Here is a 13363-nt window from a genome sequence, read left to right on the forward strand (position 1 = left end):
GGAGTGTGGCATGCCAAATTTATTCACGGGTTGTGGTGAACGTGGCCGGCATATGTGAACGAACCCTTTGGATTATTAATCATCACGCCGCCGGTCCCGGGAGGCATGAGAGTCTGGCCGGGGAACTGGCTGACCGGGGGTGGCTGGTGAAACTGTTTGCCTCCAGCTTTGTGCACAATGTCTTTATTGAGCTAAAGAATTACCCGCCGGGTTGCCATCACCTGAATGAAATAGAAAGAGGCGTCGATAGAGTCTGGATCCGGACTCCGCCCTACTATGACAACAGCCTGTCCAGGCTGGTCAACCACCTTTATTTTACCTGCAGGGTTGCTAGGCTGGGGCGCGCCCTGGACGCGCCGGAAGCCGTCATCGGGTCCTCCACCCACCTGTGCGCCGGCCTGGCGGCATACCTCCTGTCCAGAAAACACAACGTTCCCTTTGTTTTTGAAGTGAGAGACATCTGGCCCCAGTCCCTCGTGGACATTGGAGCCATAAGCAAGTATAGCCCTCTGACCGTGGGAATGGGTGTGCTGGAGAAATTTTTATACCGGAAGGCCCACCTGATCATCAGTGTGCTGCCCGGTGGAAAAGAGCATATTGCCCAGCTTGGCCTTGAAGATAAAAAGGTGGTTTATATCCCTAACGGCGTCGACCTGGCCTGGTACGACCGCTGCACCCGCGAGGGCTGCCTCACCCCGGAGCAGGCAGCTCTTTTTCGCCGGCTCAAAGGATGGGTGGTGTTTACTTATACGGGAGCGCACGGATATGCCAATGGCCTGGAGACGGTGCTAAAAGCTGCCGAAATACTGCACCGGGCCGGGATTGGCGGCATCCATGTTCTGATGGTGGGCGACGGGCCGGCTAAAGCGGGGCTGGTGAAGGCGGCGGCGGAGCGCGGGCTGACTAATGTAACTTTCTTAAACACCCTGGAGAAGTCTCAGTTACCAATAATCTTGAAAAACTCTGACGGGTGTCTTTTTCACCTGCGCAACAGCAAAGCATACCGCTACGGACTTAGTTCCAACAAGTTGTTTGATTACATGGCGGCGGCGCGGCCCATAATCGCTGCGGTGGAAAAAGCACCGAACACGGAGTTTGCCCGGTTCGGCCTGCATGTGCCCTCGGATGAGCCCGGCGCCCTGGCGGACGCGATGCTGCAGATGGCCGGCGAAACGCCAGGCGCCAGGAAAGTTATGGGAGAACGCGCCCGGGCTTATGTGGAAAAATTTCACGATATTCCGGTACTGGCCGGCAAGCTGGCAGAGGTTTTGGAGAGCTTGAAAAAAAGTGTATGAAATTACCACGAGGAAGTTGACGAATATTGTCGAATTTTACGTTAACTGGGAAAATAACAAGCTTCCAGAATACTGCCGGGAGGTATGCGATGAAAAAGAAGCGCGGGTCTTTCTATCTTAGCCTGATTTTAATTTTTTGTTTCTTGTGGGTCATAATACCGGCCGTACCCGCCGGGGCGGCCGATTCCAGTGAGTTGCTCCAGATCTTTACCAGGCTGGACACTGTCAACGGCGGAAACTGGTATAAAAGCGCCAACAATGACAACGCGCAGCTGGCCTGGGGCGAAAGCTACGTGATGGACGCTTATTTAACAATGTACGAGGCTACTGGCGACACTGTTTATTTGGACAAGTTCATTGCCCACGGCAAAGGGGTTTTAGCCCAGCGGGACAGCTCCCGCGGCGTTACGGATTACCGGGGTCTCAGTTTGCCTGCCTGGCGCAACGGCAGCTACACCTTAAACGGAAAATATGCTGTTTTTGCCGCGCACACAGGCATGATCGCTTATCCCATGGCCAAGTTTGCCGCAATTGTCACCAAAACTCCATCCCTGCAAAAATACCGGAGCGACAGGGAATTATTCCTGCAGGCGGCCAAAGACGCGGTGGCTGTTCATAAAGATGAGTGGGTGGACGAAGGCAGTACCGGGTATTACAAGTTTCGCGACGACATGCCGTACAAGCAGGCGGGCGGGAAACTGCCCTTTAACCAGTATTTGGCCATGGCCAGGACGGAGCTGATGATTTACAACGCTACCGGTGAGACCCAGTACCTGGACCGGGCGAAAAAAATGCTGCAGCACTTTAAAAACAATCTGGCTGTCGACGCGGGCACCAACAGCTACCGCTGGCGGTATTCACTTGGTAGTTCCTTATATGAGGACATCGGCCACGCCATTATTGACATAGACGCGGCTTATCAGGGGTATGCGGCCGGCGTTGTTTTCAACGCTACTGACATGGCCAAGTTTGCCAATACCGGCTCCAAGAAATTAATCAAGCCCGACGGCGGCATTGCCAACGACATAATGGGAGGCGGCGCCACCCAGTACCCCTGGTTCATCGGCTTATGGTCGGCCTACGGGCAATTCGCTCCTGTAATCACAGACACAGCCTATAGCAAGCTCTCGGCAACCACCTCCGGCGGCGCCACCGGCCTGCTGGCGGCGGCCATGCTGAACAAGGCTAACGCGCAGCCCGGTTACCGCGTTGGAGAAAGCCAGCCCTCTCCGCCGGTGGACAACCCTCCGGCCGGCGAAATGGTTAAAAACGGTGATTTCAGCCAAGGCAAGGCTGAATGGACAGGCCCCGACGTGGTGATAAAAACCGAAACCGGCGGAAATAGCTACGCTAGCGCCAAATATGGGTGGTATTTCTACCAGTACGTCCCGGTAGAGCCGGGTAATAAATACGCGGTAAGCGCCAGAAGCCGGAAAGGCAATGCCGTCACCGAAGCCAGAATAGCCTACTTCTTTTATAACGCTGCCGGCAAGCAGCTGTCCAGCGGCAGCATTATGTACAAGCATAAAGGCGCGGGATGGGAGCAGATCCCGTCCCAGACAGTGGCAGCCCCGGCCGGAGCGGCCAAAATACAAATCAAGCTGCTGGTAAACGGCGGTTCCGGCACGCACGATTTCGATAACATATCCATGAAAAAAGTTTGATTAAATTTGCCTTGCGATCCGCCTGTTGTTAAACGGGCGGCTTTTTACGACAAAAATTGATAAATTATTGCATTTTTAATAATTAAATAGCAGGAAAATTTTTATAAATTATAGAAGTAAATGTTTGACTATATTTAATCTTAACAACCGGGAAAGGATTCTTATGGCAATTCTTATTGTTGATGATTTGTCGGACAGCAGGCTGCTGATTGAATATATTTTAAAATCGGCAGGCTATACGGATGTGTTTACCGCGAAATCGGCCGCTGACGCTTTTAAGCTTCTCGGCATGGACAATGCGCAGGGTGCGCAGGGGGGCTTTGATTTAATTGTAATGGACATTATCATGCCTGGTATTGATGGCATCGAAGCCTGCCGTTTAATTAAAGAGCGTGAGAATATGCGGGATATTCCCATTATCATGGTAACTGCCAATTATGATATCGATAACCTGCAGTCAGCTTTTTCCGCCGGGGCGATGGATTATATCACGAAGCCGCTGAATAAGGTGGAGCTGCTGGCGCGCGTGCGCTCGGCTTTAAGACTCAAACACGAGACGGACAGGCGGAAAGCGCGCGAGAATGAGCTGCTTGAGGTAACGCGCCAACTGGAAGAAGCAAACCAGAACCTGCGCCGGCTCTCTTTTTTAGACGGCCTTACCGGTATTGCCAACCGGCGCCATTTTGATGAGGTTTTATTGAATGAATGGAACCGCGCGGCGCGTGACGCCGTGCCGTTGTCTTTAATAATTCTCGATATAGATTTTTTTAAAAAATACAATGACACTTATGGTCATCAGGCCGGCGACGACTGTTTGAAACAAGTGGCGGGCTCTCTGAGCGGCCGCTTGAAACGGCCCGGAGATCTGGCGGCCCGCTACGGCGGCGAGGAATTCGCGGCCATCCTGCCGAACACGGATATGCAGGGGGCTGCCGCGATAGCGGAGATGCTGCGCGGCGGTGTTGAAGCGCTGGAAATTCCTCATGCCAGTTCGTCAGTCAGCGCCTATGTCACGGTAAGCGCCGGGGCGGCCTCTACCGTGCCTCGGCAGGCCGGTACTCCGGGAGACTTGCTGGCGGCGGCCGACAAGGCGCTCTATCAGGCAAAGCAAGGCGGCAGGAACAGAGTGACCTTGAGGGAAGTATAAGAGATGAAAGATCAAGACAAGACCAAAAAACGACTGATTGATGAATTAAACGAAATGCGGCGACGAATTACTAATTTAAAAACACCGCAGTTGGTGGAAGAAAAACTTACCTGGCTGGCTTCCATCGTGGAGTTCTCAAATGACGCCATTGTCGGGATGAGCCTGGAGGGCCTTATTTTTAGCTGGAACGCGGGCGCGGAGAGAATCTTCGGGTATACGGCGAATGAAGTCATCGGGCGCCCTGTTTTTATCCTCGCGCCCAATTACGACGAAATAACGAAAAATCTTGAACGAATCAAGCTTGGAGAAAGGGTCAATTACTACGAGACCGTACGCGTCAGGAAGGATTTCAGGCAGATTCAGGTTTCCTTGACCATATCCCCGATTAGAGACACTTCAGGCAAAGTAATCGGCGCTTCAACCATTGCCCGCGACATTACCGGACAAAAGCTGATCGAGGAGAAACTGCGCACGAGTGAAGCGCGTTTCAGAGCGATCTTCGAGGGCACGTCCGTGGGAATAACGTTAATCAACAGGGAAGGGCGGCTTGTCGAGAGCAACCCGGCGCTGCAGGAAATGCTCGGTTACAATGGCCGGGAACTGGCCAATATGGTTTTTAACGAGCTCATTTACCCGGATGACATGGCCAATTATGTTGGATTGTTCAACGACCTGTGGGCGGGCGCGCTGGACAGCTACCAGATGGAAAAAAGCTATGCCCGGAAGGATGGCCGGCTGGTTTGGGTAAGCGTTAATTTTTCCCTGGCCCGCGACAACTTGAATGAGCCGATGTTTATTATCGGTGTGGTGGAAGACGTTACTGAGCGAAAGCGGGTTGAGGAGACCATGCAGCAGGCTAAAGAGGTTGCGGAAGCCGCCAACAAGGCGAAAAGCGAATTTCTGGCCAGCATGAGCCATGAAATCCGCACGCCGATGAACGCAATCCTCGGAATGGCCGATCTGCTCTGGGAGACGCCGCTGACTTCCGAGCAGCAAAAATATATTATGACGTTCAGGTCGGCGGGTGAAACGCTGTTGAGCCTGATCAATGACATTCTCGATCTTTCTAGGGTCGAGGTTGGCCACTACGAGCTTGAAAGCATAAACTTCGACCTTGGTAATGTAATAGAAAAAACCTGCGAAGTGATGGCTGTTCGCACACATGAAAAGGGTGTTGAGCTGGTCTGCCGGCTCATGCCTGATGTGCCCGTGAATCTGATAGGGGACCCGGGCCGCCTGCGCCAGATTATCATCAACCTGATCGGGAACGCCATTAAATTTACCGATGAAGGTGAAGTGCTGTTAAAAGTTGCGCTTGCGGACAATCAGCCGCCCATCTCCACCGGAAGTGACGGACGGGAATGCCGGTTGCTTTTTACTGTCAGCGACACCGGCATCGGCATATCACCGGAAAAGCTGGACGTTATTTTCGAGTGGTTTACCCAGGCGGACTCCTCAACAACCCGCAAGTACGGAGGCACCGGGCTGGGCTTAACCATTGCCAAGAGGCTGGTGGAATTGATGGGCGGACGCATATGGGTGGAAAGTGAAGTGGGGAAGGGGAGTACCTTTTACTTTACTATCTGCTTTGCCGTTCAATCCGGAACAGCCGGGGGCGAAGAGAAATCATCAAGTGCGAAAAGTGAGCCGGCGGAGACGCCCGCAGCCTTTGCGGACCAGCGCGCCTTGCGCCTTCTCCTGGTGGAAGATTCCCCGGACAACCAGCTATTGATCCAGGCATACCTGAAAAAGACCGCCTGTCAAATTGAGATTGCCGAAAATGGGGAGATAGCCGTGGAAAAGTTTAAGTCGGGAAAGTACGACTTGGTCCTGATGGATATGCAAATGCCCGTGATGGACGGGTATACCGCCACAAGAGCCATCAGACGCTGGGAGGCGGAGAACCGCCTGGCGCCAACTTCGGTTATCGCGCTGACTGCTTACGCATTGAAAGAAGACGAGCAAAAGAGCCTTGACGCCGGATGTACGACTCATTTGACCAAACCGGTCAAGAAGGCGATCTTGATGAAGACCATACTGAAAAATATTCGTGGCAAATAAGCCGCGCTGCGCAATACCTGTTCGATCCCCCGGAATTAACTTCTCAGCGCTGCCGGTTCCACCGGCAGCACTACTTTCATGCGGTAATTTTCCTGCCCTCTCGCCCAGCTTTTTATTTTCATTGTTTACCGGCGGCAAGTGGGGGTGGTTCTTGCTTGCTACCCTTGGGGTGGCAAGTCCAGAACCGCCCCCACTTCTCCTTTATTTCGTCACCAAACCCAAGCGACCGTAATATTATAATCGTAATATTATCAAAAGAAAAACAAGGTAAGGCGGGGATCGAGCGATAGATGAACTATATTCACCCGGATGCGGCGATCGGCGCGAACTGTGTTATCGGCCTTTTTTCGGTGATTGGGGAGGGCGCCTATATTGGCTCCGGCACGTCTATGGGCAATAATGTCACCGTTTACCCGGGGACGTTCATTGGCGATAATTGCCTGGTCGGCGACAACTGCGTCATCGGCAAGCAGCCCCATCCGGCTAAAACCAGCACAACCCGCTTGACTGCTCCTTTACGCCCCTTGCGGGTCGGCCCGGGCGGCGTCATCGGCAGCGGAGTGGTGCTTTACGCGGGAACCAGCTTGGGCGAGGAGGTGATGGCCGGGGATATGGCCTCGGTAAGAGAGCTGTGTCAGGTCGGCCGCCGGGTGATTATTGGCTGCGGTGCGGTGCTGGAGAACGATGTGGTGGTGGGCGATTATGCCAAAATCCAGACCGGAGCGTACCTGACTGCGCATACCGTGGTCGGCGAAGGAGCTTTTATAGCGCCTATGGTTGTTACCGCCAATGACAATTGCATGGGGAGGACGGAAGAGCGGTTTGTCAAGATTCAAGGGCCAAAAATCGGAAAAAACGCCAGGGTAGGGGCCGGGGCGGTTATTTTGCCAGGTGTCATGGTTGCTGAAGAAACCTTTGTTGCGGCCGGCGCGCTGGTTACCAGAGATACCCTCCCGGAAACGGTTGTGGCGGGTTGTCCCGCCAGGTTAATCAGAAATGTGCCGCAGCATGAAAAACGTTAAGGGGGTGGACGAATTATTGGATAATATTGACTTTTCCGCTTTGATTAAAAGAAGACTATTCCTGGTGCTGGCGACGATTATTATAGCCTTGACTGCCGGAGGAGCGGCATGCATGATTTTGCCGGCAAAGTACCAGGCTAGCACAATTTTACGGCTCAGCCAGCCCGAAAACGGTTCTGAGAATAGCACCGGCGCCAACCGTATGGACTATAACAGTTTGATGATGTACCGTCAGCTGGCGAGAACTTACTGTGAACTGGCGGAAAGTGAGCAAGTGCTGCGGAAGCTGTCCGAACGGGTTGAACATAGCTTAAGTTCCGGTGACTTGAGGCGGATGATTACTGTCCGGAAAGTGAAAGACCTGGAACTGCTGGAAATCCTGGTAAAAGATACCGATCCGTACCGGGCGGCTTTTATTGCCGGCAGCTTGGCCGTGCTCCTGCAGCAGGAGGAAAAAGAAGTATGGAAGATGAACAACCTGCAAGTGATTATACCGGCTTCTCCCGATGAGCGCCCCGTGGGTCCGAACATTTTCATGAGCATGCTTGTCGCCGGTCTGGCCGGAGCGTTGATAGCCTTCATGCTTGCGGCAGTCTTGGAATATACGGGCTCATGGCGGGAGTAAGGTTCGGCATTGCCGGCTGCGGCCGTATAGCAAGGGTGCATGCCGATGAAATATTGGCTTTGCCTCAGGCGGAACTGGTGGCGGTAAATGATATTGATCCGTATGCCTTAAGGGATTTTGCCGCTTATTACAATGTAAAAGGCTATTGTGACTATGAGGAGATGCTGGAAGACCAGGATCTTGATGTCATTATTATCTGCACTCCAAGCGGCCTGCACGCGAAAATGGGCGTGATGGCGGCCTGTTCGGGCAGACACGTGTTGGTGGAAAAACCGCTGGCGCTGACCCTGGCGGACGCGGATATGCTCGTGAACACCTGCGAAAAAGCGGGGGTAATCCTCGCGGTGGTTATGCAAAAACGTTTTTGCCGGTTCTTTCAAATGCTTAAATCGGCTGTTGATAAGGGGAGCTTCGGGATACTGAGCCATGCCGGCGCGACGGTGCGGTGGAACCGTGACGAAGCTTATTATGCAAGCAACTCCTGGCGGGGCAAGAAGGCGGAAGACGGCGGGGTGATGATGAACCAGGCCATACACATTGTTGATATCCTTTTGTGGCTGATGGGTGGGGTTGAGTCTGTTTTCGCCTACACCGCGACACGGTGCCGGTCTATTGAGGCTGAGGATGTCGGTGTGGCGGTATTGAAGTTCCGCAGCGGCGCCCTGGGGGTGATCGAAGCCGCGTCCACTGTTTACCCGCGGAACCTGGAACAGACCGTTGCTGTTTTCGGGGAAAAGGGAACGGTTGTGGTAGGCGGGGAAAAAGCTGAAAGAGTAATGACCTGGCGCTTCAGTGGGACTGAGGAGGATGATCGGGCGGTCTGCTTGGAAGAAGGGATGAGTTGCTCCGGGAAATCAGGCCACCGGGCTGTCTTGCGGGATATGGTGAAAGCGATCCTTACCGGTGGCCAGCCTGCCGTTGACGGCCGCGAAGGTAGAAAGGCGCTGGAAACAGTGCTTGGCATATACCGCTCCGCCGAGACGGGGATGCCGGTGAGTTTTAGATGAACGTAACTACTCGGGGGTCAGGAGTCAGAAATCAGAAGTTAGAATGAGAGAACTGTTTATCGTCTGGAAGTATTCTGACTGCTGAATTATGAATGGCTGAATAGTGGCAGATGAAATAAAAAGGGAAGGTGCCTGAAGATGAATGTGCCTCTTTCGTCTCCCGATATCGGCCGGCGGGAGCGGGAATTGGTTAATGAAGTGCTTGACAGCAATATCCTCAGTATCGGCCCCCGGGTGGAGCAGTTTGAGCGGATGTTGGCTGATTATTTGGGAGTAAAAGAAGCTGTGGCGGTGAACAGCGGGACCAGCGGGCTCCACTTGGCGGTGCGGGGGTTGGGTATCGGCGCGGGCGATGAGGTGATTACTTCGCCTTTTAGTTTTGTCTCCTCCAGCAACTGTATTCTCTACGAGGGGGCCCGGCCGGTCTTTGTCGATATTGATCCCCTGACGTTAAATATGGACCCGGAGATGATAGAAAAAAAAATATCACCCGGGACTAAGGCTATTCTTCCCGTGCACGTCTTTGGCAGGCCTGTGGACATGGAGCGAATCATGGAGATCGCCCGCAAGCACCGGCTGGCTGTAATCGAAGATGCCTGTGAAGCAATCGGCGCCCGCTATGGCGAAAAAATGGCGGGCAGCGAGAGTGACGCGGCGGTGTTTGCCTTCTATCCCAACAAACAGATCACAACTGGCGAGGGAGGGATTATTTCGACTAACAGCAGCGACCTGGCCGGTTTGTGCCGGAGCATGCGCAACCAGGGGAGGAGCGGCGCGGGCGGTTGGTTCAATCACTGCCGGCTGGGTTATAATTACCGTTTGGATGAGCTGAGCGCGGCGCTTGGTGTGGCGCAAATGGAGTCAATAGATGAGATCCTGGCCAAGCGTGAAGCGGTGGCAATGGCTTACAACGCCAAACTGGGGCGTTTGGCAGGGGTGTTACTCCCGTATATGGAGCCGGGGGTAAGGATCAGCTGGTTTGTCTACGTCGTACGCCTGGTGCCGGGTATTGACCGGGACCGGGTTATGGCGTACTTGCAGGGGAATGGTGTGGATTGCCGGCCGTATTTTCAGCCAATTCACTTGCAGCCGTTTTATCAGGAGAAATTTGGTTACCGCGCGGGTGATTTTCCGAATACAGAGCTTGCTGCTTCCTCAACATTGGCGCTGCCCTTTTTCAACAACCTTACAGAAAAACAGATGGATTATGTGGTTGAAGCGCTGACGGAGGCGATACGTCTGAAAGTATAATTTCCTAACGAAAAGGCCGGTTAGTTACCGGCTTTTTTCGTTCCATTAAACAACGGGGATTGTTCTGTTTTCGTCTTTTCCGTAACATTTACGTCAACGTCGACATCCGCGGGTATTTCGTAAACGATCCGGTTGTTCTCTGTTAAGAGCAGCTTTGGCGGCTGATCCGGTGTGTTTCCGTTCAAAGTTATATCAATAACTTTATACTTTGTCGTAGCCTTGGTCACGACCATTTCCACATCGCCCATTTTAATAACGTCGCCAACTTTGCTTCCCGTGGCGATAGAACTAATGCTTTTAAGCGTCGCTGCGGGCGTGGAGATTGGTGATTGGTTCTGGACCGTGCTTGTGTTTGCAGGGTTCGCCTGATTCGCTGCGGGTTGAGTATTGTTGGGGCTGTTGCTGGAGTTTTGAGCGCCGGATGTATTCGTCTGAGATGACTTATCGGTTTTACCGGCTTTTTGCAGATCTTCGGTTTGTTTCGCATAGGTCTGTTTGCTTGCTTCTATTTCTTTAGTGTTAGCGCTTGCGCCTCTCCATAAATAAACCCCGATAATAATGGCAAAGCCAAGGCACACCAGCAATCCGGTAAATAGAAGTTCTTTGTTATTCACTGATATCTATCACCACCTTTAGATCCTTTTTGTGAAATAGGAATTTACTGATATTGTATTCAACAGCCGAAGAAGTGTGCAAGTAATTACCGGGGCAAAAGGCCAATGTGGCTTAACTAAAACCTGACCATACGCCGGATATGGATATGCTCACGCCCGGACAGGACCCGCTTAGTGAGAATTGTAACAAGCGATAATGATAAGCCCCGCGAATACCGCGGGGCTCATTTAAAATGTCGGCAGGTTATCCAGATTGTTTGTTTCGCTGCTGTCGGGATTGCTTCTAAGGTATTCCTTTCCGCTCTTTGCTTTTGCCACATTAACTCCTTCAATTTTACCGTCTCTGGCCATCATGATGGCCTCATCAATGCCATATACGTTGTTGTCAATCATAACGTCAGTGATGTCGCCTTCCGCGTTCTTCTTCACTTTATCTATTTTCATTTATTATCCCCTCCTGACTTTAGTATGCCCGGAGGTAAACGATATAGTCGTTTCATCGCTGTAAGCGATGAATGTTATTATTCATTGCAAAATTTAGACAAGATTTTGTAATGTTTAGACAAGGTTTTGCTGTTTTTTGACAAGAATAATAGACAATCAGCTATAATACTGCTAAGTTTAATTGTATTATTATCTCTCGCTTAGTCCTTCAAAGGGGTTGAATTTTTGAGGATAGAAGCAAAACACGAGTTGCCTTTCATGCTATTTCTTTCTGTTATCCTGGCGGTATTAATAATTCTGGAGGTGAGCGGGACCGCGCGGTTTGCCTTGGGATTGATTTTCGTCCTGTTTTCCCCCGGGTATGCCTTAATTGCAGCTCTATTCCCAGCCAGGGATGAACTCGACGTCATTGAACGAGTTGCCTTGAGCTTTGGTCTAAGTATAGCCGTGGTACCGCTGCTGGGTCTTATCCTGAACTACACTCCATGGGGAATAAGGCTTTATTCCATATTGCTGACGCTTTTGGTTTTTACGATCCTGCTGTTCGTTATCGCAATCTACCGAAGAAATAAACTTTCTGTTGAAAAACGCTTTGTGGTTTCTTTTAACGCAGACACTATCAAATGGAGCAATCTTTCAAGGTTGGACCGAATTCTCTCGTTAGCCCTGGCGGGAACCATCATTTTTACGCTAGGCGGCCTTCATTACATCGCAGCTGCACCAAAAGTTAGTGCGAAGTGCACAGAGTTTTATATTTTGGGCCCTGGTGGGGAGGCAGAAGGTTATCCCCATGCTCTGAAAACGGGTGAGGAAAAGGAAGTCATCTTGGGAATTGTTAACCACGAATGCCGTCCGGTTTCTTACGCCGCTGAGGTGCGCATGGACGGTTATGTGAAGGCACGGCTGGGCCCTTTTGTATTAAACCATGGAGAAAAAAAGGAAGAATCCGTTAAGCTCAGTGTTTATGAGCCCCATGAAAATCTGAAGGTAGAGTTTTTACTATTTAAAGATGGGGAGAGTGAACCCTATCGCTTCCTGCATTTATTGGTGAACGAAAATGAGTAGAACGCAAGCCCATCTTTCAGCCTGGGATCCTGAAATCAAAAGTGCTGTTTCCAAAAAAGATCACTTATTTGTCTGGCTGTACGCTATTGCCATCACTGCCGCGGAGGTCGTTACAACCTTCCATGACCCGCTGTACGGGATTGTCTGGCATGTGGTTCTGCTGGCAGCCTTGCTCGTACATGCTTCCCTGGTCAACAAACAGGCGATAAATCTGGTTTACTTAGCGCTGTCCCTGGCTCCGCTGATCCGGATCATGAGCCTTGCCACGCCGTTGGTTGGCGTTCCGCCTATTTACATGTACCTGATTATCAGTCTTCCACTCTTTACCGCGGCGGCGTACGTGATGAGGTATGCCAGCTTTAAGCCAGAGGATGTCGGGTTGATCGTGGGCAGCTTGCCCCTTCAGTTGCTGGTGGCTTCCCTCGGGGTGCCGCTGGGCTTAATAGAATACCTGATATTAAGGCCCGCTCCTCTAGCGCCGGAGCTTACTTTTCAGCATGTCTGGCTTCCGGCGCTGATCCTGCTTGTCAGCACCGGTTTTTTGGAAGAGTTTATCTTTCGCGGGGTTATGTATCGTGCGGCTGCGGAGACATTAGGCAGGTGGTACGGCAGTATTCACATTAGTTTCATTTTTGCGATGCTGCATATTATGCATCGTTCACCGGCGGACTTGGTTTTAGTTTTTGCCATTGCGCTGCTTTTTTCCACGATCGTCGGCTTCTTTAGATCGCTTTTAGGAGTCTCCCTGGCTCACGGATTAACGAATATCGGTTTATATATCATATGGCCGTATCTTCTTAGATAAAAAACGAAAAATTTCCCGTGACCCTCAAAAAAAATATTATAGACAGCGTATACACATAATATAGGTATTTTAGTACCGTCCAAAAGAATGCTTTGGGTCTATTATTTTGTAAGAGCGCTGTTTTTAATTGATTTGTGTAAAATATCACAATCGTATTGCTCAAATCCTGGAAACAACTGAAAAGGCAAACTTACCGAAAGGTAGGGGCGCAAAGCTACGGGTCTAAAACCGGTCCTTTGTCTCAGCAGAAGTGCCGGTCAATGATCGCCGGGCTGCAGCAAAAACCTATTTTAAAAGCAAAGTACCGCTGCACATTGAGCCGGCAGCGGTACTTCTCGTTTGCAGGGATTGCTGTGCAAAATC

Annotated in this window: 12 protein-coding genes and 1 riboswitch; of the genes, 10 read left to right on the forward strand and 2 right to left on the reverse strand. The window is 51.5% G+C overall.

Annotated features, from left to right (window positions below):
• Nucleotides 1–5: 5 nt before the first annotated feature.
• From L9W92_RS19200 to L9W92_RS13510, 8 genes are all read left to right on the forward strand, one after another.
• A complete protein-coding gene (locus tag L9W92_RS19200; protein WP_240084274.1) occupies nt 6–1295 on the forward strand; it encodes a glycosyltransferase family 4 protein in 1290 nt (429 codons plus the stop codon).
• Between the two features lie 89 nt (nt 1296–1384).
• Nucleotides 1385–2959, forward strand: coding sequence for a hypothetical protein (locus tag L9W92_RS13480; protein ID WP_240084275.1), 1575 nt, complete (start codon nt 1385–1387; stop codon nt 2957–2959).
• 163 nt (nt 2960–3122) lie between these two features.
• Nucleotides 3123–4106 carry a diguanylate cyclase domain-containing protein gene (locus L9W92_RS13485; RefSeq protein ID WP_240084276.1) on the forward strand — a complete coding sequence of 328 codons (984 nt, stop codon included), beginning with the start codon at nt 3123–3125 and terminating at the stop codon, nt 4104–4106.
• Between the two features lie 3 nt (nt 4107–4109).
• Entirely contained in the window at nt 4110–6167 is a 2058-nt protein-coding gene (locus tag L9W92_RS13490) for a PAS domain-containing hybrid sensor histidine kinase/response regulator (protein WP_240084277.1), read from the forward strand.
• Nucleotides 6168–6457: 290 nt separating this feature from the next.
• Nucleotides 6458–7189 (forward strand): acyltransferase, encoded by a 732-nt coding sequence (locus tag L9W92_RS13495; RefSeq protein ID WP_240084278.1) that lies wholly within the window; start codon nt 6458–6460, stop codon nt 7187–7189.
• Entirely contained in the window at nt 7176–7814 is a 639-nt protein-coding gene (locus L9W92_RS13500) for a YveK family protein (protein WP_240084279.1), read from the forward strand. The genes L9W92_RS13495 and L9W92_RS13500 overlap by 14 nt, the downstream gene beginning before the upstream one ends.
• Nucleotides 7802–8821 carry a Gfo/Idh/MocA family protein gene (locus tag L9W92_RS13505; RefSeq protein ID WP_240084280.1) on the forward strand — a complete coding sequence of 340 codons (1020 nt, stop codon included), beginning with the start codon at nt 7802–7804 and terminating at the stop codon, nt 8819–8821. The genes L9W92_RS13500 and L9W92_RS13505 overlap by 13 nt, the downstream gene beginning before the upstream one ends.
• Nucleotides 8822–8959: 138 nt before the next feature.
• Nucleotides 8960–10072 carry a DegT/DnrJ/EryC1/StrS family aminotransferase gene (locus tag L9W92_RS13510; protein ID WP_240084281.1) on the forward strand — a complete coding sequence of 371 codons (1113 nt, stop codon included), beginning with the start codon at nt 8960–8962 and terminating at the stop codon, nt 10070–10072.
• A gap of 20 nt (nt 10073–10092) precedes the next feature.
• Here L9W92_RS13510 and L9W92_RS13515 read toward each other — a convergent pair whose 3' ends face one another.
• Nucleotides 10093–10686 carry a hypothetical protein gene (locus L9W92_RS13515; RefSeq protein ID WP_240084282.1) on the reverse strand — a complete coding sequence of 198 codons (594 nt, stop codon included), beginning with the start codon at nt 10684–10686 and terminating at the stop codon, nt 10093–10095.
• A gap of 228 nt (nt 10687–10914) precedes the next feature.
• Nucleotides 10915–11130, reverse strand: coding sequence for a DUF3892 domain-containing protein (locus L9W92_RS13520; protein WP_240084283.1), 216 nt, complete (start codon nt 11128–11130; stop codon nt 10915–10917).
• Nucleotides 11131–11388: 258 nt separating this feature from the next.
• Between L9W92_RS13520 and L9W92_RS13525 the strand changes: the two genes are divergently transcribed.
• Together L9W92_RS13525 and L9W92_RS13530 are read left to right on the forward strand one after the other, a co-directional pair.
• Nucleotides 11389–12195: a DUF1616 domain-containing protein gene (locus L9W92_RS13525; RefSeq protein WP_248286039.1), complete on the forward strand. Its 807-nt coding sequence runs from the start codon at nt 11389–11391 to the stop codon at nt 12193–12195.
• Nucleotides 12188–13000, forward strand: a complete 813-nt coding sequence (locus L9W92_RS13530; RefSeq protein ID WP_240084285.1) for a CPBP family intramembrane glutamic endopeptidase — start codon at nt 12188–12190, stop codon at nt 12998–13000. Before L9W92_RS13525 ends, L9W92_RS13530 begins: the two co-directional genes overlap by 8 nt.
• A gap of 173 nt (nt 13001–13173) precedes the next feature.
• Nucleotides 13174–13280, forward strand: a riboswitch (cyclic di-GMP riboswitch).
• The last annotated feature ends 83 nt before the right edge of the window (nt 13281–13363 follow it).

This window comes from Pelotomaculum terephthalicicum JT (genome assembly GCF_022410535.1).
GTDB lineage: Bacteria > Bacillota > Desulfotomaculia > Desulfotomaculales > Pelotomaculaceae > Pelotomaculum_D > Pelotomaculum_D terephthalicicum.